Source organism: Qipengyuania psychrotolerans, assembly GCF_019711355.1.
In the GTDB taxonomy this organism is placed as follows: Bacteria; Pseudomonadota; Alphaproteobacteria; order Sphingomonadales; family Sphingomonadaceae; genus Qipengyuania; species Qipengyuania psychrotolerans.
Map to the genome: position 1 here is coordinate 1,085,092 of NZ_CP081297.1, position 23,356 is coordinate 1,108,447.

Here is a 23,356-nt window from a genome sequence, read left to right on the forward strand (position 1 = left end):
CTGGCCAGTGTTCCCTTGAATGTGACCCGCCCCTTCGTAACGATCACCCTGCTGCTGGTTTGCGGCTTCTTCCTGCTCGCGACGTGCGTTCAGCAGCCGGCCGAACGTGCGTCGCAGGTTGAACAGAGCGTTCCTGCACTTGAAACCGTCGAGGTCGCCCCGCCACTAAGCGCAGAGCAGAAAGCGCTCGAGGCACGGTTATCCGAGATCGGGGAGGGCTTCGCTGGCGAATTTGGGATAGGTGTAGTCGAGTTAGCTAGCGGTGCGGAAATGGCATTCAATGGCGAAACTCTGTTCCCCCAGCAGAGCGTGACGAAACTGTGGGTCGCACTCGCGGCGCTGGACCGTGTCGATAGGGGGAAACTGGACCTTTCCGAGCCAGTCACCATCCGGCGCGAAGACCTGACAGTGTTCTACCAGCCTGTGCGCAACATCGTGACGGTGCAGGGGCAATACGCCACCGACTACCGCGACCTGTTCGAGCGCGCCCTCACACAGAGTGACAATACGGCGAATGACCGCTTGCTCCGCCGGATCGGCGGCCCGCAATCCGTCGAGGCATTTTTCCAGCGCAAGCAGATCGGCGGTGTACGGTTCGGCGTCGATGAACGTGCGAAACAGAGCGCCATTGCCGGGCTAGAATGGGATCAGCGTTACTCGGTCGGCAATACCTTCTTCGATGTGAGGGACGATGTTCCGGATGCGGTCAGGCAGAGCGCTTTTGAAGGCTATCTGGCTGACCCGGTCGATGGTGCCAGCGCGGTTGGTATAGCCACGGCCCTGGCGCGGTTGGCACGGGGCGAATTGCTGAAGGAAGGATCGACACGGCTTATCTTGTCGACGCTCGAAAAGACCAGAAGCGGCCCGCAGAGGCTGAAGGGCGGGGTCCCGAGCGGCTGGACGATTGCTCACAAGACAGGGACCGGGCAAGTCTATGCCGGTGACCATTCGGGCTACAACGATGTGGGCGTACTGACGGCACCTGATGGCAAACGGTATGCCCTCGCGGTATTGATCGGCCGTACACGCACGTCTTACCAGGCTCGTTTCGAGATGATGCAATCTGTGACGAGGGCGGTGGTCGACTACCACGAACGCGTTACTGCCCAGAGCGGCGTCTAACGGGTCTCTGGCTTCGGAACCCACTTCATCACGCCGCCGGCAAGCGGAGTCCAGTAGCCGATCTTCATGCCCGCTTTTGCCAGAGTATCGCCGACCCACTGATTGCAGGTATTGGACAAGGTATAGCGGCCGAGCGCATCGTAATTTCGCGCGCCTGTCTCGAAGCTGGTGTGACTAAACCTAGTTTGGCCCGCAGCCAGAGGAGGCAGGGCCGCTTCTATTTCCGATACGAGGATTCGGTACTCAGTAGGACGCAGCACCATCGGCCGGTGATATTCAGAAGGCTGCGGCCAGACGTAGTGGCCAACGCGCATCAGGCCTTCCCCGCCGCGAAAGGCAATCCGCAATGCTGTGGATGCCTTCAGATCACCCCAAGTGGGGGTGTTGAGGAACACTTCTTTCTCGCCCCAACCGATGGCGATGTGAGTGGGGATTCTCCCGTCTTCACGCGGCATTCCGGCCGAAGGAAAAGTCTCACGCCAATCTTTGACTTCGCTGACGACCGGCATGACGATACCTGTGTGGACACCGTTCGTTTCGATCATGATGACGATGCCGTCTTCGGCCTGCGTCCAGTCTGCATTGCGAGGAACTGAGCTGCCGATCCAGGCAGTCACGAAAAAGAGCGCGGCCAGTGCGAAGGGCGCGGCCAACAGGGCGCCCGCAATCCTGACCGCACCGCGCCGCTTCACCGAACACGGCTCTTGCGGAGCCAGAGTATCGACCAGTCGCCATTGGTGACGCGGCGCGCAAGCCGAAGCCCCTGAGCGCGATAGGCGCGGCGTACTTCTGCCTCTTGTGTTTGCAGCAACCCTGCCAGGAGCAAGCTGCCACCTGGCGTGATCGACTGTGCAAAGTCCGGTGCCAGCTCAACCAGCGGCCCGGCAAGGATGTTGGCGATCAACAGGTCATACGGCGCGCGCGCCCTTAGCAAGGGGTGATCCATGCCGGGTGCAATGATCATGGTGAGCTCGCCGCCCCCTCCGCCCAGGGGCACCCCATTGGCCATGGCATTTTCCTCGACCACTTCGGCGCAGACTTCGTCGATGTCGGATGCGGTCGCCAGTGCCGCGGGCCAAAGGTGCATGGCGGCAAACGCCAGCAGGCCTGTCCCGGTCCCGATATCGGCATGGTTGCGAACGGACAGCCCTTCGCGCTTCATCAGGTCGAGCATGGCCAGGCAGGCGGCCGTGGTTTCGTGCTGGCCAGTCCCGAAGGCCTGGCTGGCGGGAATGGCAAAATCGACCATCTGGGGATCGGGATCGTGGTCCGGAGTGCGAACGTGGAATCGCCCAGCGCGTATCGGCTCCACCCCTTGCTGGCTTAGTGTTACCCAGTCCTGATCCGGCAGTTGCTCAGTCTGGAACTTGCAGGATCGCCCCTCGAACAGCGCCGTGACCGCGCGCTTGTCCGCCGCCGTCGGTTTGCGCTCCAGCCAGACTTCAAGGATCCAGTCATCAGGTTTGTCCTCCTGGATTTCCCGGCCAGAGACCACCAGCTCTTCGGGGAAGTCCCAAGCCTCGTCATGCGCGAGCAGAGCTGCCTGCACCACAGGCTTTGGCGCTTCGGTCGATAGCTTCCAGGCGCTCATTTCGCGGTTTCCTTTGCAAGGCGCTCATCGAGGCGCTGGCTCAACCTTTCTCCATAAAAGCCGCAACCCTTGTGCAGAAACAGGCCGTACTCTCCGCTCATCAGATCAAGCATCGAGCCGGCCGATGGATGGGGTGTCACCAAGTAATCGCATTGCAATAACCGGACCTTGTCGATGCTGGTTCGAAACGCTCGCACCATCTCGGGGTGATCGGTAAAGCGGTAATCGTCGGCTGAGACGGCGGAGAGGCTGTCAATGTAGGCGAAGCGATTGCACACTGGCGGTTCGCTGGGCAGCGAGCAGGACCACCATGTCCAGCTAAGCGCTCCGGGTGAATGGCCGGGCGTGGCATGGGCTGTGACCTGCAATTGGCCGAGGCTCAGGACTTCGCCGTCCTCGACCACAAGATCGACCTTCACGGGGGTCATGTCCGGGTGTCCCGCATCGGCCTGTGGGTCGTCAGCGGCGATCACACCGGTTTCCAGCACCGGCTTGGCCTTTTGCGATGCCACGATCTGCGCGCCTGTCGCCTCCTTCAAGGCTGCGTGCGCGCCGACGTGATCGAAATGCTCATGGCTCATCAGGATGTAGCGAATGTCCTTGGCGTCAAAGCCGAGCGCGGCGATGTTGGCGAGCACGAGCGGGGCGGCTTCGGGAACGCCGCTGTCGATAAGGATATGCCCGTCTTCACCTGTTATGAGGACTGACGATATGCCGCAGGTGCCGACATACCAGCTGTTGCCCATCAACTGGAACGGCGGGGCCGGTTTGGCCCATTCATCCCAGCGTTCGCACGCACCGAGAAACGCCATCTGCATTTCGTGACCTTTTACGACCGCAGGGGGCGAGGGCTCGGCAAGAGGGCCCGCGCTTTCTGGTTCCGACAAGGGCACCGCAGTGCAGGCAGCGAGGCACAGGGAAAACGCGGCGGCGAAAGCCTTAACGAACATAACTGGCTCCATTCGCGTCGAGCGTCGCGCCAGTAAGCGATGGCGGGGCGTCCAGCGAGAGGAATTCAACGATGCGTGCGATTTCTTCCGGCTCAGCCACGCGGCCCAGCGGTATGTCAGCCAGCAGGCCTTCGCCCCCGCGGCTGTCCAAGTAGTCTCCCGCCATCGCGGTATCGGTGAACCCAGGCGTAATGGCGAAGCTGAGGATGCCGTTCGCCGCATATTGCCGCGCGATGGTCTTGTGCATCGCCAGCATCCCGCCCTTGCTGGCCGCATAATGCCAGTGCGCGGGCGAATCGCCGCGATGTCCGGCGCGGCTGGCCACGTGGACGATCCTGCCTGTCGTCCCCCGTTCAATCCAGTGCCGCACTGCCAGCCTGCTCAATTGGGCGGAGGCGGTCAGGTTGATCCGCATGGTCTGCTCCCAGCCTTGCAGCCAGTCTTCGTCGGATTGATCTATGGGATTGGGATCGAACAGGCCCGCATTGTTGACGAGAACATCGATTTCACCTCCAGCTTGCCGGAGTGCAGCGTCCCACAATTGATGCGGAGCATCGGGATCGCGAAAATCCGCAGCAAGAGTTCCGAAACCCTCGCCCGAGGTCGATTGTCCGATCACTTTCGCGCCGCGCGCTTCGAGTGCCGTACGGGCAGCAGCCCCTATGCCGCGGGACGAGCCGGTGAGTAAGATGCATGTCATGCATCACGCTATTCGAAAATTTGCGCCTTTTGTCGAGGCTGCACGCCTTGCCTTGCACTGCTGTTACGCTAAGGAGGCGGCTCAAATTCATGGTTATGGAAGTGTCGCATGGCAAATCGCCCGCTCTCACCGCATCTGCAAATCTGGAAATGGGGACCGCACATGGCGGTATCCATCCTGCACCGCGTTACCGGTGATGGGCTGGCAGTGGTCGGCCTCGGTGTCCTGCTCTGGTGGCTGGGCGCGATGGCAGGCGGCGCGGAAAGTTATGCGACCTTCGCTGATCTGATGGGTTCGCCCATCGGCATGATCGTGCTGGTTGGCCTTAGCTGGGCCTTCTTCACCCACATGATGAGCGGCTTGCGCCATTTCGTGCTGGATATCGGCGCGGGTTACGAACTGGACACGAACAAATTCTGGTCCGTGCTCTCGCCGATCCTCGCAATTTTCTTCACGGCCCTGTTCTGGGCCTTCATCCTTTTCAAGTGAGCCTGACCCATGGGTAACGGAACTTCCATCGGACGCGTGCGCGGGCTGGGCCCGTCGCATGAAGGCGCGCATCATTGGCTGGTGCAGCGCTTCACCGCCATCGGCAATCTCGTGCTGATGCTCTTCCTGCTTGTCAGCCTCGCGCTGCTGCCGTCCTACGATTATGCGACGATGACCGGATGGGCATCGCAGACACTGCCAGCCACGGCGCTGGCGCTGCTGATTGTCAGCGTATTCTGGCACGCGCGGCTGGGGCTTCAGGTCCTGATCGAGGATTATGTCCATAACGCCGGCACCAAGTTCGGCGTGCTTACACTTCTCAACCTTGTAACAATTGGCGGCGCAGCTTTCGGTCTCGTATCGATCGCGCGCTTCGCTTTCGGAGGAGCCGCCTGATGGCCCGCACCGACACGTTTGAAATTGGCGGCCGTAGCTATCCGATTATCGACCATACCTATGACACTGTCGTCGTAGGTGCTGGCGGATCTGGACTTCGCGCCACGATGGGCAGCGCCGAAAGCGGCCTGCGCACCGCCTGCATCACCAAGGTCTTCCCGACCCGTTCGCACACCGTTGCGGCGCAGGGCGGCATTGCTGCCAGCCTCGGCAACAACACCCCCGATCACTGGTCGTGGCATATGTACGACACGGTCAAGGGTTCCGACTGGCTCGGTGATCAGGACGCGATCGAATACATGGTCCGCGAAGCACCTCAGGCAGTTTACGAGCTTGAACACGCAGGCGTGCCCTTTAGCCGCAATGACGACGGCACGATCTACCAGCGCCCCTTCGGCGGCCACATGCAGAACATGGGCGAAGGCCCACCGGTTCAGCGCACCTGCGCTGCTGCCGACCGCACCGGTCATGCCATGCTCCACGCGCTCTACCAGCAGAGCCTGAAGTACGACGCGGACTTCTTCATCGAATATTTCGCGCTCGACCTGATCATGGAAGACGGTCCGGGCGGCAAGGTTTGCCGCGGCGTCATCGCCATGTGTCTCGACGACGGGACTATCCACCGGTTCCGCAGCCATGCTGTCGTGCTGGCCACGGGCGGCTATGGACGCTGCTATTTCACCGCGACTTCTGCCCATACCTGCACCGGTGACGGCGGCGGCATGGTGCTGCGTGCTGGCCTGCCTCTGCAGGACATGGAATTCGTGCAATTCCACCCCACCGGCATTTACGGTGCAGGTGTACTCATCACCGAAGGTGCGCGCGGCGAGGGCGGTTACCTGACCAACTCCGAAGGTGAGCGGTTCATGGAACGCTATGCTCCCTCGGCGAAAGACCTCGCATCACGCGACGTTGTGTCGCGCTCGATGGCACTTGAAATGCGGGAAGGCCGCGGCGTCGGCCCCGATGGCGATCACATTTACCTGCACCTCGACCATATCGACCCCAAGGTGCTTGGCGAACGGCTTCCGGGAATTACCGAAAGCGGCAAAATCTTTGCCGGCGTCGACCTGACCAAGCAGCCGCTGCCGGTTACGCCGACGGTGCATTACAACATGGGCGGCATTCCCTGTAACTATCACGGCGAGGTGATGGCAGGCGATCCCAAGGATCCGGAAAAGATCGTCCCTGGCCTGTTCGCTGTTGGCGAGGCGGCCTGTGTGTCGGTCCATGGCGCGAACCGCCTTGGCTCGAACTCGCTGATCGACCTCGTGGTATTTGGCCGCGCGACCGGCCATCGCTTGAAGGAAATCGTCAAGCCTGGCGTCAGCCATGATGAACTGCCCAAGGACAGCGCCGATCTTGCGCTGACGCGTCTTGACCATTTCCGTTATGCTGACGGCGATATACCCACCGCAACGCTGCGCTCCGACATGCAGAAGAGCATGCAGAAGCACGCTGCCGTATTCCGCGACAGCAAGCTGCTGAGCGAAGGCGTCAAGCAGCTACAGGACGTCAACAAGCGGATGGAAGACGTGAAAGTCTACGACCGCTCGCTGATCTGGAACAGCGACCTCATCGAGACGCTCGAGCTCGACAACCTCATGGCGCAGGCCAATGTTACCATCGCTTCGGCTGAAAACCGCAAGGAAAGCCGCGGCGCCCACGCGCATGAGGACTTCCCTGATCGCAACGACAGCGAATGGATGAAGCACACCATCGCATGGTTCGATGGCTGGGGCGGAAACGGCGGCGGTGTGAAGATCGACTATCGTCCGGTGCACGAATACACGCTCACCGACGACGTCGACTATATCGAACCCAAGAAGCGGGTCTACTAGAGTAGGGCGAGCGAAGGGCGTCGGCGTATGGGGAAAACAACTTCCCGCGAAAAGCTGCGCAGACGCCTCTCGCAATACTGGAAGCTCGAGCTGGCGAATGTCGTGTTCGTGCCAGCGGCCGTTACGTATTTGGCTTATGCGACCGGCGGTGGGCTGGGCCCACTGACCTGGCTTGTATTTCTGCCCATGTGCGGGCTCTTGCTGGTGGGCGGCCTCTACTGGCGCGGAAAACTTCACGCTCTCGAGGGGCGGCCCGGCAACTTGCAGTCCAGCCTTGCGCTGGCTGACAAGCTCGACAAGCCTCTGCTGGCTGGCAGCATTTTGGCTGTCGGCTTCGCTGCCGCCAGCTGGATATATCCTTCAATTTCCGCATCCTTTGCCGACCGCTTGGCAGCAAGCGTTTGTGCTGCTCTCGCCGGTCTCGAATACGTAAATTACTATCGACGCCAGTTGCAGCATTTCGATCATGCGGCGGACTTCAAGCGGCTGCTCGCAGGAAAGGGTTTCCGCGCAGCACAGATGGCAGTGGATTTGGCAAGGTATCGGGCGAAGGGGGTGTGACGATACTGCGCCAGTTGGGATCGAAGTTGATCGTGATCGGTGCCGCCGCGGGCCTGACATCGTGCGCCACCGTAGCTCCCCCGCCGCAATCGGTAGGGGCAGAGCAGTTCTATACCCAGTACCTTTCGGCGCGCGGCATCCCGGTGCTTTCCTCAAGCAAGGTGGAACCGAAGGCGCTGATCGCCGCACGCGATATGGCGCGGGGAATGCTTTCCCATCGACCTGAATTCGCCGCGTGGCTCGCCGGCAACGACTACCGCGTCGCAATTATTGCTGAAGACGAGGCGCTACTCGACCTCCCGGACAAGGCGCATTGGACCAGGCCAGCCCGTGACGACCCCCGCCTCACACGGTGCGAGCTGAAACACTATGATGTGCGTATCGGGGCCAAAACAGACAGGCAATATTGGGACGAACGCGCACGCGGCATCGGGGGTGAACGCACTGCCGGATCGGAAGAGGACGTGCTGGGCCTCCCCTCATCGCGCTACTATGGCGAGACGATCTTCGTGCATGAGATGGCGCACAACGTCTTGTTCGCGATCCAGGCGGTCGACGCAGGGTTATTTGCCCGGATCGAGGCGGCGTATGCCAACGCGCTGTCGACCGATCTGTGGCTCAACGAATATGCGACCACGACTATTCAGGAATATTGGGCCGAGGGCACCCAGATCTGGTTCAATTCGAACAGGCTGGTGGTGGTGGATGGCACGCGCATTCTCAACCACGGTGACTTGGCGGCGTATGACCCCGCGCTTTACGCTGCTCTGGGCGAAGCGTATGGCGACGGGCACAAGCTCAGGTCCGATCCGTTTTACATGAGCGCTGCCCGCATTCCGCCCGGACCCATACCGGATAATACTGCCGAGGAATGCTAGTCCGCTGAAATGGCTTCTACCCGCCGCGCGTCAACGATGGTGACGGGTTCAGCAAGCATCTGGCCCTTCATCCACCCTTCGCCCGCTTCGGGGTCGGTCGGCATCGCATGGATCGCGAGCACCACATCCCATCCATCTACGACCCTGCCGAAAGCGGAGTAGCCTGCCTGGCGTTCGGGATCCTGATTGTCAGGATCGGCATCCATGAAGGGCTGTTCCCGCAATATGATGGAGAAATCTCCGTTCGCACTGCCCGGAGCGTTTCGCGCCATCGAGAGCGCCCCCTCGGTGTGCAGGACGCCGGTTAGGCTGGTCGGCTCGTGCGCGATGGCGGGGAGCACCCGGTCAGGATCATGTTGTGCACCGGCCTGGATGAGACCATTCGGCGCATCCCAGTCCAGCGTCATGGCGCGGTAAAACACGGTACCGTCAAACCGGTCCTCATCGACGTAGCGCAGGAAATTGTTCGCGGTTATCGGCGCTCTTTGTGTTTCAAGCTCCACAGTAATGTCCCCCGCCGTCGTCTCCAGAATGACCAGCGTTGTTTCATATTGAGGAGGCTCGGCAGCGTCCTGAGCGGAGATTTGAGCGGAAATCAGGGCGAGCGGTGCGATGAGAAGCTTGAGCATGGGTGAGGGGATAACGCACATCGCCGCAATATGAAATTGCCCAGTGGGTCGCTGTTGGTCGATTTTCTGGCGGCCTGCACAGATGAACGATTGCGCGAATTTTTCGGGCGCTGTTTGGTGGATATAACCGGGATTTAGCCCGACTGTTTACAACCGTAGTCTTTACGTCTACAAACGTAGTCGGAATCGAAATTCGAGTCTGGGAGATGGGAAATTGACGAAGCGCAAGCAGGCATTGGGCGACCGGATCAGCGAAGCCGAACACGCAGTCATGGAAGCGCTCTGGACGCAAAGTCCGCTGTCGGCTTCCGAAGTCTGCGACCGTGTCTGCGCTGCAAATGACTGGTCGATCCCAACTGTGAAGACCCTGCTGGGCCGGCTTGTTTCGAAGCGCGTGATCGGCACAGAGCCGCAGGGGCGCAAATTTCTCTATCATCCCCTGATCGAACGGTCCGATTACGTCGGCGGCGAATCTCGCCGTTTGGTCGATCGCCTGTTCGGCGGCCGCGCGGCCCCGCTGTTTGCCCAACTTGCCGAGAATGAAGCTCTCACGGATGCCGATCTGGAAGAGATCGAGGCATTGTTGAAGGAGATGCGGAAATGATCGATCTCTTGCGCGAATATTGGGACTGGTTCCTGTTCGATACGCTGGTCTGGACTGGTGTGCTGATCGCCTTGGTAATGATCTTGCGGCGGCCCGTCTCGCGGCATTTCGGCGCCGGGGCGGCTTATGCCCTGTGGTTCCTGCCGCTCGCCCGGCTGCTGATACCGCCGTTCACGCTACCCAGCTGGATGCGTCCGCTGGCGCCGGAAGTAGAAGGTGTGGGTTCGAGCTTTGCCTTGCAGCCTGACACCATCGCCATGCCTCTAGCAGACACCAGTGCAACTGCGCCCGTGGTTCTCGCAAGCACGCCGCAGCCCGCTGACTTTCTCACGCCGCTGCTATTGCTATGGCTTGGCGGCGCGGCCGTTATGCTGGTTCGCCGGTTCTGGCTCTATTTCGAGCTGCGCCGCGAACTGCTCGAAGATGCCGTTCCTGTTGGCGAAGTCGGCTCGATCCGCTTGATCGAAACCCCGGCAATTTCCGGCCCTATGGCATTTGGCGTGATTGACCGCGTTATTGCGCTTCCCGAGGGCTTCATGGCAAGCCGGGCGCGGAAAGTTCGCGATCTCGCCATCGAGCATGAACTTTCGCACCACCGCGGTGGAGACCTCGTGGTCAATATGGCCGTGCAGCCTTTATTTGCCATTCACTGGTTCAATCCGCTGGGTTGGCTCGGTTGGAGTGCACTGCGCCGCGACCAGGAGGCCTATTGTGACGCCCGTGTCGTCTCGGCCCGTTCGCCCGATGAGCGCGCCGCTTATGCGGGCGTAATCGCAGATTTTGCTCGCCGTCCGGCAATAGCGCCGCGCCCTGCGCTCGCTGCGCCGATGGCCTGCCCAGTTCTAGGGGACAAATCGATAATCCATCGTCTCAGGAGTTTATCCATGTCCGATATTTCGCCGCGTCGCCGCCTTACGGGCCGTGCCGCTGTGGCCTCTGCATTTCTGGCTGTCCCGCTGACCGCTTCGTTCTGCTTTGCCGAAGCCACGGCCGCGCCTGCCCCTCCGTCTGCTCCCGAGGCGCCGCCGGAGTGGGTCATGCCGGTATCTGCGGCTCCGCTCGCCCCGCCGCCGCCTGAAGCACCGCCCGCGCCGGATGTGGACCAGGACCTCGATGCGGTCATCGACATCGACCGAGATGTTCGCGTGGAGCAACAGGTCATTGTCGACAAGGACGGCGAACGCCGGGTTGTGCGCCGCTATCGCCGGGACATGACAGCCGAGGAACGTGCCGAGCTCGAAGCCGACCTTGCTGAAATGCAGGCTGATCTCGCCGAGTCGGCGATGAGCAGGGCCAATATGCAGCGCGAGATCTCGATCTCCATTGCCGAGGCACATGCCGATGCCGCCGAAGCCCGGGCCGAAGCGATGGAAGCGGTCACCGAAGCGCGCGCAGAAGCGGCCTTGGCTCATGAGTCCGCGCCGAAGGTAGTCCTGCGCTGCAAGGACAAGACGAATATCGTTGCGACTGAAGTCGATGCAAAGGGGCGGACGACCATGTTCGTCTGCGAGGCCAACGCTAACCGGATTGCGCTTTCAGCAGTGAAATCGGCGCGCAAGGCAGTGGCTGCCGATCGCAACCTAACCGCCAGCGAGCGCGCCGAAGCGCTGCGAGCTATTGACGAGGAAATTTCCGACCTGAAGCGCCAGTAGCCCTGCGCACATGGACAGAGGGGGGCGCCCGGCACGAAAGTTCCGGGCGCCCCTGTCTATGCCAAACGTTCACCCGAAATTCAATTCACCGCTCACAATGCACGTTTCGTCGTACGAAAAGGAGACGAAACGATGCGGGACAAATCCCCCACAGTGAAATTGGTCATCGCGGGCCTAGTCGGCCTTGTGCTGCTCATTCCGATGCTGATGGTCTACGGGCTGGTCACAGATCGCCAGCATCAGGCGCGGGTAGCACAGGAGGCTATAACGGCAGGTGCAGGCAGCCCTCAGGTTGTTGCAAACCCCGTGCTCGCGGTGCCTTACCTGAGCACAAAGCAAACGCCTGTTCTCGTCGACGGTGTGACCGAGATGCGAACCCAGGAAGTGCGCTCCGAACTGGTAATTGAGCCTGTTCAGCACTCACTTTCGACCGTTCTCGATACCGAGCGTAAGCGCAAGGCAATCTACGAAACTGTCGTATTTCAGGCCGGCATGGACGGTGAGGCGCGTTTCGAATTGCCCGATGATCTCTCCAGCTTCGGGGTAAGCCGCGACCAATTGATCCTGTCTGAAGCGGTGATCCGGTTTGGCATTTCCGATCCGCGCGGTCTTCGCGGTGATGCCAGCGTCAAGATTGGCGGCAAGCGTATCAACCTCGATCCGGGTAGCGACTTAGCCAATCGCCGTGGCGGTTTTCATGGTATGATCGATTGGTCAGACGCTGAAGAGCTTGATCTCGAATATTCGTACGACTTGTGCGGTAGCCGCGCACTCTCTCTCAATCCGAATGGGGGTGACACCAACTGGAAGGTCACTTCTGCATGGCAGCATCCGGGTTTCGCGGGCCGCTTCCTGCCTGATTCCAGCGAGATCGGCGACGAGGGCTTCTCAGCAAACTGGTCGATTGGCAACCTTGCACTGGGCCAGCAGTCCAACGACCCTGACGTACGCGAAGCGGAAGCCTACGCGCCGGAGAGCCTAGCTGCCGAGCAATCGGAAAGTGCATTTGCAACAATCAACCTGGTCGAACCTGCCGATATCTATGCGCAGGTGGATCGCAGCGTAAAATACGGTTTCCTGTTTATCGGTTTCACCTTCCTCGCCTTCCTGCTGTTCGATGTCGTAGGCGGCGCGCGCGTTGCGGCGGCGGAATACTTGCTGACCGGGGCGGGGCTGGTGCTGTTCTTCGTGTTGCTGCTGGCATTTGCCGAAATGACCGGATTTGCGCTGGCCTATGTCATCGCCAGCTTCGCGATCATCGGATTGCTCACGGCATATAGCGCGGCTGTACTGGGCGGATGGAAGCGAGCGGGCTTCATAGGCGGGCTGCTGTCGGCCCTGTATGCAGGCCTTTACGTGCTGCTCAGCCTTGAAGAAGCATCGTTGATCGTCGGAGCGACCGCGATGTTCTTTGCGCTGGCAGCGGTGATGTATGCGACCCGCAATCTCGATTGGTCGCAAGCGACTTCTCGCGCGGATCCCGAACCGTCCGCGGAGTGATCCTGGCGTGAGTAATAGGGCGCGGGCCACTGTGGTCAGCGCCCTCTATTTTCAGATCAGCCGACGTTGGTGATCGCGTCACATTTCCTATCGTCACCCTGCAAGCCCAGGCGCAAAGCCTGGCTGCGCTGGGCGCTGGTCCCGTGAGTGAAGTTTTCCTTGGAAACGCGGCCTTGCGTCAGGGTATCGTCACCGATGGCAGCAGCTGCCTGCATACCCTCTTCGATATCGCCGGGTTCGATCAGATTTCGGTTCTTGCCAGCCCAGACGCCGGCATAGCAATCCGCCTGTAGTTCCATCAGCACGCTGAGCTGGTTCGCCTGACCCGGACGCGACTGCTGAATTGACCGGATTTGAGAGGACACGCCGGTAAGCGTCTGGATGTGGTGGCCATACTCATGAGCTAGGACGTAATAGCGGGCGAAGTCGCCGCGGTTTCCAGCCATCTTCGCAAGTTGATCGTAAAAGCTGGTGTCGATGTAAATTGTCTGGTCTGCCGGACAGTAGAATGGACCCATCGCCGAGCTTCCGCCGCCACAGGCGGTGCGCACATTGCCACTAAAAAGGTCAAGCTCCGGCTGTTTGAAGGTGTCCGAATACCCTTGTTCGGCGAAGGTGCGGCTCCACGTCTGGTTGAGCGACTGGAGCCCGTTGCAGGCTTCCCGCGAATACTGGCTGGAATTGCAGACCTCCTCCTCATTCGTATTGGTCGTCCCCGAAACTTGGGTGTTTTGCTGCATCCCCTCGACGGTGGCGGCAGTTTGCATCGGGTCCAGGCCGAAAACGAAATATCCAATTGCAGCGATAATGATCGTCCCGCAGCCGATGCCGCTCGCCTTGCCCGCGCCGCCGCTGCTCGAGCGTACTTTGATATTGTCAGTATTAAATGGATTGAGCCGCATTCCTGCCTCCCCGCAATTGACCGTGCCGCGCTGCTGCGCGATGGCACTCCTGCTAGTCACAACACTTGAGGCCCGAAATGTTTCTCGAAGGAAAGCGCGCACTTATTACCGGATCTACTTCCGGCATCGGACTTGCAACGGCGAGGGCCCTCGCGGACGAGGGCGCGCAGATCGTCCTGAACGGCTTTGGCGATGCGGACGAGATTGCCACACTGTGCGAAGAGTTAGGGGCGACCCACAGCGGGGCGGACCTCACCGATGTTTCCCAAATCGAAGACATGATGGCCGGGATTGGCCGGGTGGACATCCTGATCAACAACGCCGGCATGCAGCATGTCGCCCCGGTCGAGGAATTCCCGCTCGACAAGTGGGACACGATTATCGCGCTCAATCTGACCGCTGCATTCCACACGACGCGCCTTGCCGTGCCGCATATGAAGAAAGCGGGCTGGGGCCGGATAATCAACACCGCCAGCGCGCATTCAAAGGTCGCGAGCCCCTTCAAGAGCGCGTACAACGCGGCCAAGCATGGCCTCGACGGTTTTACCAAGACGATCGCGCTGGAACTGGCCGGAGACGGCATTACCGCCAATTGCATCAGTCCCGGCTATGTCTGGACCCCGTTGGTGGAAAACCAGATCCCCGATACGATGAAGGCGCGCGGAATGACCCGCGACGAGGTGATCAACGATGTTCTGCTCGTAAAACAGGCGACCAAGAAATTCGTCCAGCCTTCCGAAATTGGCGCGCTGGCCGTGTTCCTGTGCCGCGATGAGGCGCAGAATGTGAACGGGGCGAACTGGAGCGTAGATGGTGGCTGGACGGCGGAGTGAGCCCCCACTGTCTCCGATCCTTTCTCCTTGGAAGTGGGCGTGGTGACAAGCTGTCAGGCAAGTTAGAGGGTTCGCCCTCTAGCTAGTTTCACATTCCGTCGTTACATGGGCCGCCACATTCCTTCCGGCAGGCGATTCTCCACGTGGCACATCTCGACATTCCCCTCGGCCTTACTTTCGACGACGTACTGCTGCGTCCGGCCGAAAGCGATATTCTGCCCTCGATGGCGAATACGTCGACCTTCCTGACGCGGGATATCCAGCTCAGCATTCCGGTCGTTTCCAGCGCGATGGACACCGTTACCGAAGCCGACATGGCCATCGCCATGGCGCAGCTTGGCGGCATCGGGGTGCTGCACAGAAACTTCGAAGTCGCCGACCAGGCATTCGCCGTTCGCGCGGTGAAACGGTATGAAAGCGGCATGGTCGTCAATCCGATCACCATCCTTCCCGACGCAACGCTGGGTGATGCCCAGCAGATCATGACTGCGAACCGCATCAGCGGCATTCCGGTAACGGATCGCGGCGGGAAGCTGGTCGGCATCCTGACCAACCGCGACGTGCGTTTTGCGGAAAATCCCAATCAGCCGGTGGCCGAACTGATGACCACCGAAAACCTCGCCACCGTTCCGCTTGGCACTGGTCAGGAGGAGGCGCGCCGGATGCTGCACCAGCGCCGCATCGAAAAGCTGCTGGTCGTCGATGATGATGGACGCTGCGTTGGGCTGATTACGGTCAAGGACATCGAGAAGGCGGTCGCCTATCCTCACGCCACCAAGGATGCCACCGGCCGCCTGCGCGTCGCTGCGGCAACGACGGTTGGCGACAAGGGGTTCGAGCGCACCGAAGCGCTGATCGACGCCGAAGTCGACATCGTCGTGATTGATACCGCCCACGGTCATAACAAGGACGTGGCACGCTCGGTCGAGCGGGTGAAAAAGCTTTCCAGCAAGGTTCAGGTCATCGCAGGCAATGTCGCAACAGCCGAAGCCACGCGCGCTTTGTGCGGTGCGGGCGCGGATGCGGTGAAAGTCGGAATTGGTCCCGGTTCGATCTGCACCACGCGCGTTGTCGCCGGTGTCGGCGTACCGCAGTTGACCGCGATCATGGACTGCGCAGAAGCGGCTGAGAAGCACGGCGTTCCGATCATCGGTGACGGCGGCCTGCGGACGAGCGGCGATGCGGCCAAGGCGCTTGCTGCCGGTGCGTCCTCGATCATGGTCGGTTCGATGCTTGCCGGAACCGAAGAAGCGCCCGGCGACACGTTCATTTATCAAGGCCGCAGCTACAAGAGCTATCGCGGCATGGGCAGCGTGGGCGCGATGGCGCGCGGCAGCGCCGACCGCTATTTCCAGGCCGACGTCAGCCAGCAGAAGCTGGTACCCGAAGGCATTGAAGGCCAGGTGCCGTACAAAGGCCCCGCAGCAGCCGTGATCCATCAACTCGTCGGCGGTATCAAGGCGGCCATGGGCTATACCGGAAGCGCGACAATCGAGCATTTGCGCAAGCGCGCCCAGTTCGTGCGGATCACCAACGCCGGTCTCGCCGAAAGCCATGTCCATGACGTGTCGATCACTCGCGAAGCGCCAAACTATCCGACGCGCTAGACCATGACACCCGCTGCGCGTGTCCAGACTGCTATCGAACTGCTCGATCGGATCATCCAGTCCGCCCAATCGAAAGGCGCACCTGCCGACCGCATCCTAGCCGAATGGTTTCGCAATAACCGCTTTGCCGGGTCCAAGGACCGGCGCGCGCTACGCGAGCTTGTCTATGCGGCCATCCGCGCCTGCGGCCCCGTGCCGACAACAGGCCGTGCTGCAATGCTCCGCCTGGCCGAGCAGGATGAGCTTATACGGGCCGTGTTCGATGGATCGAAATACGGGCCAGATGTGCTGTCAGAAGACGAACCTGTGGCCGAAGACGGCATCGCTCCGAGATGGCTGGAAGAACGCCTCGCGAAATCGGAGATTGACGGCGTGGAAGCAGAAGCGCTGCTGGACCGTGCCCCGCTGGATATTCGTGTCAACACGCTCAAGGCCGAACGCGCGACCCTGAAGCTGCCGGTAGAAGCAGAGCCCACGCAAGCGCCACATGGCTTGAGGATCCCGACCGGCACCCAAGTCGATCAATGGCCCGAGTGGCGCGAAGGCAAGCTGGAAATCCAGGACACAGGCTCGCAATTCGCGTGCCTTGCTGTCGGTGCGCGGCCGGGTGAGACAATTATTGATCTATGCGCCGGAGGCGGAGGCAAAACGCTCGCCCTAGCAGCAGCGATGGACAATCTCGGCAAGCTGATCGCGACTGACACCGACCGGAACCGGCTTCAGGCGCTGGCTCCGAGGGCAGAGCGTGCGGGCGCGACCAACATCGAAACCCGGTTGCTCAACCCTGACCGCGAAATGGAAGTATTGTCAGACCTGATCGGCCGGGCCGATGCGGTGCTGATCGATGCACCATGCTCTGGCACCGGTACGTGGCGTCGCAATCCGGAGGCGCGCTGGAGGCTCGATAACAAGGAACTGGCGCGGCTGACCGAATTACAGTCCCGCCTGCTCAATCTCGCGGCAGGTCTGGTTCGACCGGGCGGCCGCCTGATCTACGTCACCTGCTCTCTGCTGGACGAAGAAGGTGCTTCCCAATTCGATGCCTTCTTGTCGCGACACGAGGACTTTGCAGCCAGTAGGCCGGATCTGGCTGTCGGCGTATCGCGCGGGCAGGGCACACGCCTTACTCCGCACCATGACGGCACCGACGGATTTTTCATCGCCCGTGCAGAAAAGTCGTGATAGCCTGCGTAAATGGCCAGTCCGCGCCCTTCTGCGTCTAAGTCGTTTTCGGAGACAATCATGCGTTTCGCTCCCGCCGCCGCCGCTCTTTCGCTTGCGCTTGCGCTTACGGCGAGCGTCAGCTGGGGCAATGAACGTGATCCGGCACCCCGTGCGGGTGTACTGATCGCCGAGGGGCAATCGGCACTTTCTTCGGGCGAAACGCAGGCGGCAATCGACGCATTCGAAGCCGCCCTTGCGCTGGATCCGGGGTACACCCCGATCCTTATCATGCTTGCGGAAGCTGCGCGTGCAGACGACCTTCAGGGAAAGGCAATTCGCTACTACCGCGAAGCGCTGGTGCGCGATCCAAAGAACCTGGCAGCTCTTTCAGGCGAAGGTGCAGCGCTGGCAGAGAAGGGCGCACTTGTGAAAGCGCGCGAGAAACTGGCACAAGTGCAATCGCTGTGCGGTGACAGCTGCGTTGAAACGCGGCAGCTGGTGGCAGCCATAGATGCCGGGCCGCGCGCAGCCGTTATGACTGCCGAGGCGACCCTGCCAGAAGCACAGCCTGTCCAGGCCAACTGACGCCTCAGACGAGTTCCCGGAAAGCCTCCACGACAGCGCGGTAAACGCGTTTCTTGAACGGCACGATCAGTTGCGGAAGCTGTTCGGGGTCAGCCCATTTCCAATCGCAAAATTCAGCCGGGTCGTGCGCTTCGAGGTCGATATCATCGTCTGCGCCGGAAAAGCGTGCCAGATACCAGACCTGTTCCTGTCCGCGATATTTGCCGCCCCAAAGCTTGCCAATGAGCTCTTCGGGAAGGTCATAGCGGATGGTGTCTGCCATGCGGTCGATGATGGTCACGTGCTCTGCGCGCGCGCCGGTCTCTTCTGCCAATTCGCGCAAGGCTGCGGCTTCAAGGTCTTCACCCTCGTCGACGCCGCCCTGGGGCATCTGCCACCAGTCGCCTTCCTTGTTGTCGATCCTGCGTCCGACGAAAACGCGCCCATCCTCGTTGACTAGCATCACACCCACGCAGGGACGGTAACCAAGTTCACTCACCGATATCGCTCCAGCATCAATTTGATCGCATCAATAAAGGCTTCCAAGTCCTTCTGTCCGCTTGGTATCGCCTTTCTAAGCGTGGTGAAGCCATGAATGATCCCGGGAAACTCGAGATACACTACTTCTGTGCCTTGCTGGATAAGGTGGGCAGCATATTCGCGGCCGGAATCGCGCAACGGGTCCAAGCCTGCGGTGCACACCACGGTTGGCGGCGTGTTTGAACAATCGCCAACCATCGGAGTGTTGCGCGGGTCCTTCGGGTCGGCACCATATTGCTCGGTGAACCAGGCCATCGCGGCACCAGTGAGCAAGAAGCCTTCAGCAAAGTCTTTCAGGCTGCGGTGCTGGGATACATCGCTGGCCACGGGATAGATCGGGGCCTGTACGATTACCGGCACATCTGCAGGTTCGTTCACGAGCTGGTTCGTGGTGACGATCGTCAGGTTTCCACCGGCACTATCGCCGGTAATGATGAGACCGCTTACCTCGCGGCCGAGCGCTTCGGGGGACGACGCAATCCACCGCGCGGCTGCTTCACAGTCGTCGGGCGCTGCGGGAAAGGGGTGCTCCGGAGCGAGTCGGTATTCGACCGAAACAACCGGCAGGTCCAGTTGATGCGAGAATTCGGTGCAGAGCGAATCGTAGACTTCGATATCGCCGATCACGAAACCGCCGCCGTGGATGAAGACCACACAGGGACCAGCTTCGCGGGTTTCCCTGGTGTCGTAAAGGCGCAGCGGAATATCGCCCGCCGGCCCGGGGCAGGACAGATCTTTCTTCACGGCAAGGTCGCGCGGAGGGGCTTCGGCAAGCTGCCCCATCGTCTTCATCTGCACACGGCCTTCTACGGCGCCGACTTCCTCGACCCCTTTGCCGCCAATCTGCTCGAGCATATCGAGAAACCCGCGGACATCATCGCGCACGAAATGTTCTGTGTCGGCCATCGCTCATCTCTCCTCTTCGTTTCAAAAAGAGACTTAGCGTGTCGGCTAAGCTTTTCCACTGCGCTTTTTGTCGCTAGCAGAGAAACTTCATTGCGAGAGGCGGGGGCGGCCCTTAGGTGGCGCTCCCGATGACAATGCACCGTGAAACTCGGTGCGCGACAAGGAATTGACTGGATGGCCACAGCCGCCACCGAGCCGCACAGCGGCCTCCCCGCGAACCCCGAAGCCATTGTTGTGCGCTTCGCCGGAGATTCCGGTGACGGGATGCAGTTGACCGGGGGGCAGTTTACCTTGTCCACGGCGCTTGCAGGCAACGATCTGGCGACCTTCCCGGATTTCCCCGCTGAAATTCGTGCGCCCCAGGGCACGCTGTTCGGCGTATCGGCATTCCAGATCAATTTCGGTAGCCGCGAAATCAACACCGCAGGCGATGCGCCCGATGTGCTGGTGGCCATGAACCCGGCAGCCCTGAAGGTGAACCTCGCCGCGCTTAAACCCGGCGGCCTGATCATTGCCGATACGGGCGCGTTCACCAAGCGCAACCTCGACAAGGCGCATTACGAGACCAATCCGCTCGAAGACGGAAGTCTCGGCAAATTCGACGTGCTGGCGTTCGATATCAGCGAAAAGACGATTGAAGCCGTGAAGCCGTTCGGTCTGGGTAACAAGGACGCCCTGCGTTCCAAGAATATGTGGACGCTGGGCCTTGCGCTGTGGATGTTCGACCGTCCGCGCGATCCGATCCATGACTGGCTGAAGCAGAAATTCAAATCCAAGCCCGACATTGCGGATGCAAATATCGCGGCGCTCGATGCCGGTCATGCCTATGGTGAGACAGCGGAACTCGCGGGGCCGCTCAAGCAGGTCCATATCGCTGCCACGCCAAGCACCCCGGGCCTCTATCGCACGGTAACGGGCGCGGAGGCTGTCAGCCTTGGCCTAGTCGCCGGTGCGCAGCTCGCCGAACTGCCGATGTTCTTCGGCGGCTACCCGATCACGCCCGCGTCCGCGATCCTGCATCACCTCGCACGGCTCAAGGAATTCGGTGTCACGACCTTCCAGGCAGAAGACGAGATCGCCGCGATCTGCGCCGCTATCGGCGCGAGCTATGCGGGCCAGCTGGGTGTAACCTCGTCTTCGGGTCCGGGCATTGCACTCAAGGGCGAGGCGATGGGCCTTGCCATCATGACCGAATTGCCACTGGTGATTGTGAACTCGCAGCGCGGCGGCCCATCGACCGGCCTGCCAACCAAAACCGAGCAGAGCGACCTCTACCAAGCCGTTTATGGCCGCAACGGCGACGCGCCGATGCCGGTCATTGCCGCATGTAGCCCGTCCGATGCCTTCGAGGTGGCTATCGAAGCGTGCCGTATCGCGGTGCAGTACATGACCCCGGTCATGCTGCTGACCGACGGCTACATCGCCAATGCTGCCGAACCGTGGATGGTGCCTGATCCGTCCACGTTCGAGCCGTTCCCGGCCCAGTTCCTTGATCAGCCGAATGATGGCGAGAACTTCCTGCCATACAAGCGCGACGAAAAGGGCGCGCGTCCCTGGGTGAAGCCCGGCACACCCGGCCTGATGCACCGCATCGGCGGCATCGAGAAGCATGAGCTGACCGGGAATATCGATTACTCGCCCGACAACCACCAGCGAATGACCGATGCGCGCAAGTCGAAGATCGATAATATCGCGGTACCGGACCAGGTAGTCTCTCTCGGGGGTGCTTCGGGCAAGCTTGCCGTGGTGGGCTGGGGCTCGACTTTCGGGCCGATCCACCGCGCGGTCGACAACAGCCGCGCCAAGGGCATGGATGTGAGCCACATCCATGTGCGCCACATCTGGCCGCTGCCGAAGAACCTCGGCGACCTGCTGCGCGGTTTCGACCACGTGCTCGTGCCGGAAATGAACACCGGGCAGTTCAAGACCGTGCTGCGCGACCAGTTCCTTGTTGACGCTCAACCGCTCACCAAGACCAGTGGCCAGCCGTTCCAGATCGCCGAAATGGAAGCGGAGATTGCAAAGTTCTTCGATGGTATCGAAGGCAACGAAGGCGGGCAGGTGCCGGCTAACGACCAGCAGCTTCCGAGCACAGATGGAGGTGCGAAATGAACGCTCCCGTTAAGATCGAAACGACGCTCAAGGATTGGGAAACCGACCAGGAAGTTCGCTGGTGTCCGGGGTGCGGCGATTACGCGATCCTGAAGGCCGTGCAGCGCACACTGCCGCAATTGGGCGCTGATCCTGCCAACACGGTATTCATTTCGGGCATCGGCTGTTCCAGCCGTTTCCCCTATTACATCGAAAGCTACGGCTTCCACACGATCCACGGCCGTGCGCCTGCATTTGCGACGGGCGCAAAGCTGGCCAATCCAGAACTCGATATCTGGCTGATCACCGGTGATGGCGATGGGCTTTCCATCGGCGGCAATCACATGATGCATGTCCTGCGACGCAACGTGAACATGCAGATCATGCTGTTCAACAACGAGATTTACGGCCTTACCAAGGGCCAGGCTTCGCCGACTAGCCGTGAAGGCACCAAGTCGCCTTCGACACCGATCGGCAGCTATGACCATCCGGCACGCCCTGCTGCATTTGCCCTGGGAAGCGGTGCCCGTTTCATCGGGCGCGGGTTCGACGTGTCCAAGAATCTGACCGATGTGCTCAAGGCTGCGCACGCCCACAAAGGCGCCGCCTTCATCGAGATTTTCCAGAACTGCATCGTCTACAACAAGGATGTATTCGACGACTTCGCCGCGCCCAAGGGCGCCGAGGACCGCCAGCTCTGGCTGGAAGACGGCAAGCCGATGACGTTCGCCAAGGACACCAAGGGCATCGCTCTCAACCGCGAGACGCTCAGCCTTGAAGTCGTCGATGTTACCGATGGCGACTGGGAAAGCGCAGGGGTAATCGTTCACGACGTCACCAATCGCTCGGTCGCGCATATGCTGATCGAAATGCCATTCGGACCGTTCCCCATGGCGCTTGGCGTGCTCTATGACGACCCGCGCCCGACATTTGAGGATGCGGTCATCGAAGAACGCAAGAAAGCGAGCGCCGGCAAGGAAGCCAATCTCGCCAAGTTGCTGGCACAGGGCCAGACTTGGACGGTCAGCGGTACGGGACAGGATCCTATCTGATCAGGTTGGGACTTGACCCGGCTGTTCCATTTGTCGGTTCTGTTGGAGCTTGGAAGCGACAAGCCCCATTGTCAGTGCCCATGCCGCGCCGACGGTCCATCCGCCAAGCACGTCGCTGGGAAAGTGCACGCCTAAGTAGAGGCGACTGAAACTGATCGTCAGCACCAGCATGGCTGCCACGCCCAGCGTAAAGATACGCGCGCCGCGCTCTTCGAAGCTGCGCGAGATCATCACGGCGAGTGTGAGGTAAATGATTGCACTGTTCATCGAGTGTCCGCTGGGAAAGCTGAGCGATGTCACTTCGACGAGGTGAGGGACGACTTCGGGTCGGGCACGGGCAAAAAGGTCCTTGAGCAATTTGCCCATGACCGCACCGCCCCCGGTGGCAAGCGCAGTGAACGCCGCCTGATGCATGCGGCCACGTGCCAGCAGGAAACCGACTGCCAGAAAAGAGATAAGCGTCAGTACGGTCACGCCGCCCAGAGCAGTAATGTCTTTCATCGCATCCAGCAGCCAGGTCGGACCAATCGGAGTGTCCAAGTCACCGGAAACCCGCAGGCTGCGCAGGAACCAGATATCGAAGGCCTTTGTATCCCCTTCACTGACTTCCCCGGCGAGTTTGATAAAACCGCCCGCCAGGGCCGTGCCGATAACCAATCCAATTAAAAGGCGTTGTTCGCGGTGGATATAAGTCTTGAGGATGGATATCGGCATGGTGCGGCCTTTGTGGTTTCGCACGGGTAACGCACGGTAGCGCAATGCTATCCGGTCAGGAGTTCGAAAG

The 23,356-nt window shown here is 60.7% G+C and carries 24 protein-coding genes; 15 read left to right on the forward strand and 9 right to left on the reverse strand.

Annotated elements, in window-relative coordinates:
- The first annotated feature begins 21 nt into the window (after nt 1-21).
- Entirely contained in the window at nt 22-1,122 is a 1,101-nt protein-coding gene (locus tag K3166_RS05345) for a serine hydrolase (RefSeq protein ID WP_221423634.1), read from the forward strand.
- On the opposite strand, the gene K3166_RS05350 is transcribed toward K3166_RS05345, so the two are convergent.
- The 4 genes from K3166_RS05350 to K3166_RS05365 are packed head-to-tail and all read right to left on the reverse strand — an operon-like array spanning nt 1,119 to nt 4,363.
- On the reverse strand, nt 1,119-1,814 hold the full coding sequence (locus tag K3166_RS05350; RefSeq protein WP_247714747.1) for a DUF2459 domain-containing protein: 696 nt from the start codon (nt 1,812-1,814) through the stop codon (nt 1,119-1,121). The genes K3166_RS05345 and K3166_RS05350 overlap by 4 nt on opposite strands.
- Nucleotides 1,811-2,713, reverse strand: a complete 903-nt coding sequence (locus tag K3166_RS05355; RefSeq protein WP_221423635.1) for a 50S ribosomal protein L11 methyltransferase — start codon at nt 2,711-2,713, stop codon at nt 1,811-1,813. Before K3166_RS05355 ends, K3166_RS05350 begins: the two co-directional genes overlap by 4 nt.
- Nucleotides 2,710-3,663, reverse strand: coding sequence for a subclass B3 metallo-beta-lactamase (gene bla / locus K3166_RS05360; protein ID WP_221423636.1), 954 nt, complete (start codon nt 3,661-3,663; stop codon nt 2,710-2,712). Before bla ends, K3166_RS05355 begins: the two co-directional genes overlap by 4 nt.
- The gene (locus tag K3166_RS05365; protein WP_221423637.1) at nt 3,653-4,363 is read right to left on the reverse strand and encodes an SDR family NAD(P)-dependent oxidoreductase; all 711 of its coding nucleotides are present in this window, start codon (nt 4,361-4,363) and stop codon (nt 3,653-3,655) included. The genes bla and K3166_RS05365 overlap by 11 nt, the downstream gene beginning before the upstream one ends.
- Nucleotides 4,364-4,471: 108 nt before the next feature.
- Between K3166_RS05365 and sdhC the strand changes: the two genes are divergently transcribed.
- Genes sdhC through K3166_RS05390 form a run of 5 tightly spaced genes read left to right on the forward strand, consistent with a single transcriptional unit; the run spans nt 4,472 to nt 8,528 of the window.
- Nucleotides 4,472-4,852, forward strand: coding sequence for a succinate dehydrogenase, cytochrome b556 subunit (gene sdhC, locus K3166_RS05370; RefSeq protein ID WP_221423638.1), 381 nt, complete (start codon nt 4,472-4,474; stop codon nt 4,850-4,852).
- 9 nt (nt 4,853-4,861) lie between these two features.
- A complete protein-coding gene (gene sdhD, locus K3166_RS05375) occupies nt 4,862-5,248 on the forward strand; it encodes a succinate dehydrogenase, hydrophobic membrane anchor protein (RefSeq protein WP_221423639.1) in 387 nt (128 codons plus the stop codon).
- Nucleotides 5,248-7,089 (forward strand): succinate dehydrogenase flavoprotein subunit, encoded by a 1,842-nt coding sequence (gene sdhA / locus K3166_RS05380; RefSeq protein WP_221423640.1) that lies wholly within the window; start codon nt 5,248-5,250, stop codon nt 7,087-7,089. Before sdhD ends, sdhA begins: the two co-directional genes overlap by 1 nt.
- Before the next feature lie 27 nt (nt 7,090-7,116).
- Nucleotides 7,117-7,650, forward strand: coding sequence for a hypothetical protein (locus K3166_RS05385; protein WP_221423641.1), 534 nt, complete (start codon nt 7,117-7,119; stop codon nt 7,648-7,650).
- The gene (locus K3166_RS05390; protein WP_247714748.1) at nt 7,647-8,528 is read left to right on the forward strand and encodes a glycoside hydrolase; all 882 of its coding nucleotides are present in this window, start codon (nt 7,647-7,649) and stop codon (nt 8,526-8,528) included. Before K3166_RS05385 ends, K3166_RS05390 begins: the two co-directional genes overlap by 4 nt.
- On the opposite strand, the gene K3166_RS05395 is transcribed toward K3166_RS05390, so the two are convergent.
- Nucleotides 8,525-9,157, reverse strand: a complete 633-nt coding sequence (locus tag K3166_RS05395) for a peptidylprolyl isomerase (RefSeq protein ID WP_221423642.1) — start codon at nt 9,155-9,157, stop codon at nt 8,525-8,527. The genes K3166_RS05390 and K3166_RS05395 overlap by 4 nt on opposite strands.
- A gap of 214 nt (nt 9,158-9,371) precedes the next feature.
- Here K3166_RS05395 and K3166_RS05400 point away from each other — a divergent pair, with 214 nt between their 5' ends.
- The 3 genes from K3166_RS05400 (at nt 9,372) to creD (ending at nt 12,913) form a co-directional block, all read left to right on the forward strand.
- Complete coding sequence (locus K3166_RS05400; protein ID WP_221423643.1) at nt 9,372-9,761, forward strand: BlaI/MecI/CopY family transcriptional regulator; 390 nt, start codon at nt 9,372-9,374, stop codon at nt 9,759-9,761.
- Complete coding sequence (locus K3166_RS13510; protein WP_221423644.1) at nt 9,758-11,413, forward strand: M56 family metallopeptidase; 1,656 nt, start codon at nt 9,758-9,760, stop codon at nt 11,411-11,413. The genes K3166_RS05400 and K3166_RS13510 overlap by 4 nt, the downstream gene beginning before the upstream one ends.
- Nucleotides 11,414-11,545: 132 nt before the next feature.
- The gene (gene creD / locus K3166_RS05410; protein WP_221423645.1) at nt 11,546-12,913 is read left to right on the forward strand and encodes a cell envelope integrity protein CreD; all 1,368 of its coding nucleotides are present in this window, start codon (nt 11,546-11,548) and stop codon (nt 12,911-12,913) included.
- Between the two features lie 56 nt (nt 12,914-12,969).
- Here creD and ypfJ read toward each other — a convergent pair whose 3' ends face one another.
- Complete coding sequence (gene ypfJ / locus K3166_RS05415) at nt 12,970-13,815, reverse strand: KPN_02809 family neutral zinc metallopeptidase (RefSeq protein ID WP_221423980.1); 846 nt, start codon at nt 13,813-13,815, stop codon at nt 12,970-12,972.
- A gap of 77 nt (nt 13,816-13,892) precedes the next feature.
- Here ypfJ and K3166_RS05420 point away from each other — a divergent pair, with 77 nt between their 5' ends.
- The 4 genes from K3166_RS05420 to K3166_RS05435 all read left to right on the forward strand — a co-directional run bounded on the left by K3166_RS05420 (nt 13,893) and on the right by K3166_RS05435 (nt 18,004).
- On the forward strand, nt 13,893-14,648 hold the full coding sequence (locus tag K3166_RS05420) for a 3-hydroxybutyrate dehydrogenase (protein ID WP_221423646.1): 756 nt from the start codon (nt 13,893-13,895) through the stop codon (nt 14,646-14,648).
- A gap of 143 nt (nt 14,649-14,791) precedes the next feature.
- The gene (gene guaB / locus K3166_RS05425; protein WP_221423647.1) at nt 14,792-16,255 is read left to right on the forward strand and encodes an IMP dehydrogenase; all 1,464 of its coding nucleotides are present in this window, start codon (nt 14,792-14,794) and stop codon (nt 16,253-16,255) included.
- A 3-nt stretch (nt 16,256-16,258) separates the two neighbouring features.
- On the forward strand, nt 16,259-17,437 hold the full coding sequence (locus tag K3166_RS05430) for an RsmB/NOP family class I SAM-dependent RNA methyltransferase (RefSeq protein WP_221423648.1): 1,179 nt from the start codon (nt 16,259-16,261) through the stop codon (nt 17,435-17,437).
- 60 nt (nt 17,438-17,497) lie between these two features.
- Entirely contained in the window at nt 17,498-18,004 is a 507-nt protein-coding gene (locus K3166_RS05435) for a tetratricopeptide repeat protein (protein ID WP_221423649.1), read from the forward strand.
- Nucleotides 18,005-18,008: 4 nt separating this feature from the next.
- On the opposite strand, the gene K3166_RS05440 is transcribed toward K3166_RS05435, so the two are convergent.
- Entirely contained in the window at nt 18,009-18,446 is a 438-nt protein-coding gene (locus tag K3166_RS05440) for an RNA pyrophosphohydrolase (protein WP_247714779.1), read from the reverse strand.
- Nucleotides 18,447-18,478: 32 nt separating this feature from the next.
- Nucleotides 18,479-19,429, reverse strand: coding sequence for an alpha/beta hydrolase (locus tag K3166_RS05445; protein ID WP_221423651.1), 951 nt, complete (start codon nt 19,427-19,429; stop codon nt 18,479-18,481).
- A gap of 174 nt (nt 19,430-19,603) precedes the next feature.
- Between K3166_RS05445 and K3166_RS05450 the strand changes: the two genes are divergently transcribed.
- The gene (locus tag K3166_RS05450; protein ID WP_221423652.1) at nt 19,604-21,541 is read left to right on the forward strand and encodes a 2-oxoacid:acceptor oxidoreductase subunit alpha; all 1,938 of its coding nucleotides are present in this window, start codon (nt 19,604-19,606) and stop codon (nt 21,539-21,541) included.
- The gene (locus K3166_RS05455; RefSeq protein ID WP_221423653.1) at nt 21,538-22,572 is read left to right on the forward strand and encodes a 2-oxoacid:ferredoxin oxidoreductase subunit beta; all 1,035 of its coding nucleotides are present in this window, start codon (nt 21,538-21,540) and stop codon (nt 22,570-22,572) included. Before K3166_RS05450 ends, K3166_RS05455 begins: the two co-directional genes overlap by 4 nt.
- On the opposite strand, the gene K3166_RS05460 is transcribed toward K3166_RS05455, so the two are convergent.
- On the reverse strand, nt 22,573-23,310 hold the full coding sequence (locus K3166_RS05460; RefSeq protein ID WP_221423654.1) for a phosphatase PAP2 family protein: 738 nt from the start codon (nt 23,308-23,310) through the stop codon (nt 22,573-22,575). It abuts the gene before it with no gap.
- Nucleotides 23,311-23,356: the final 46 nt, after the last annotated feature.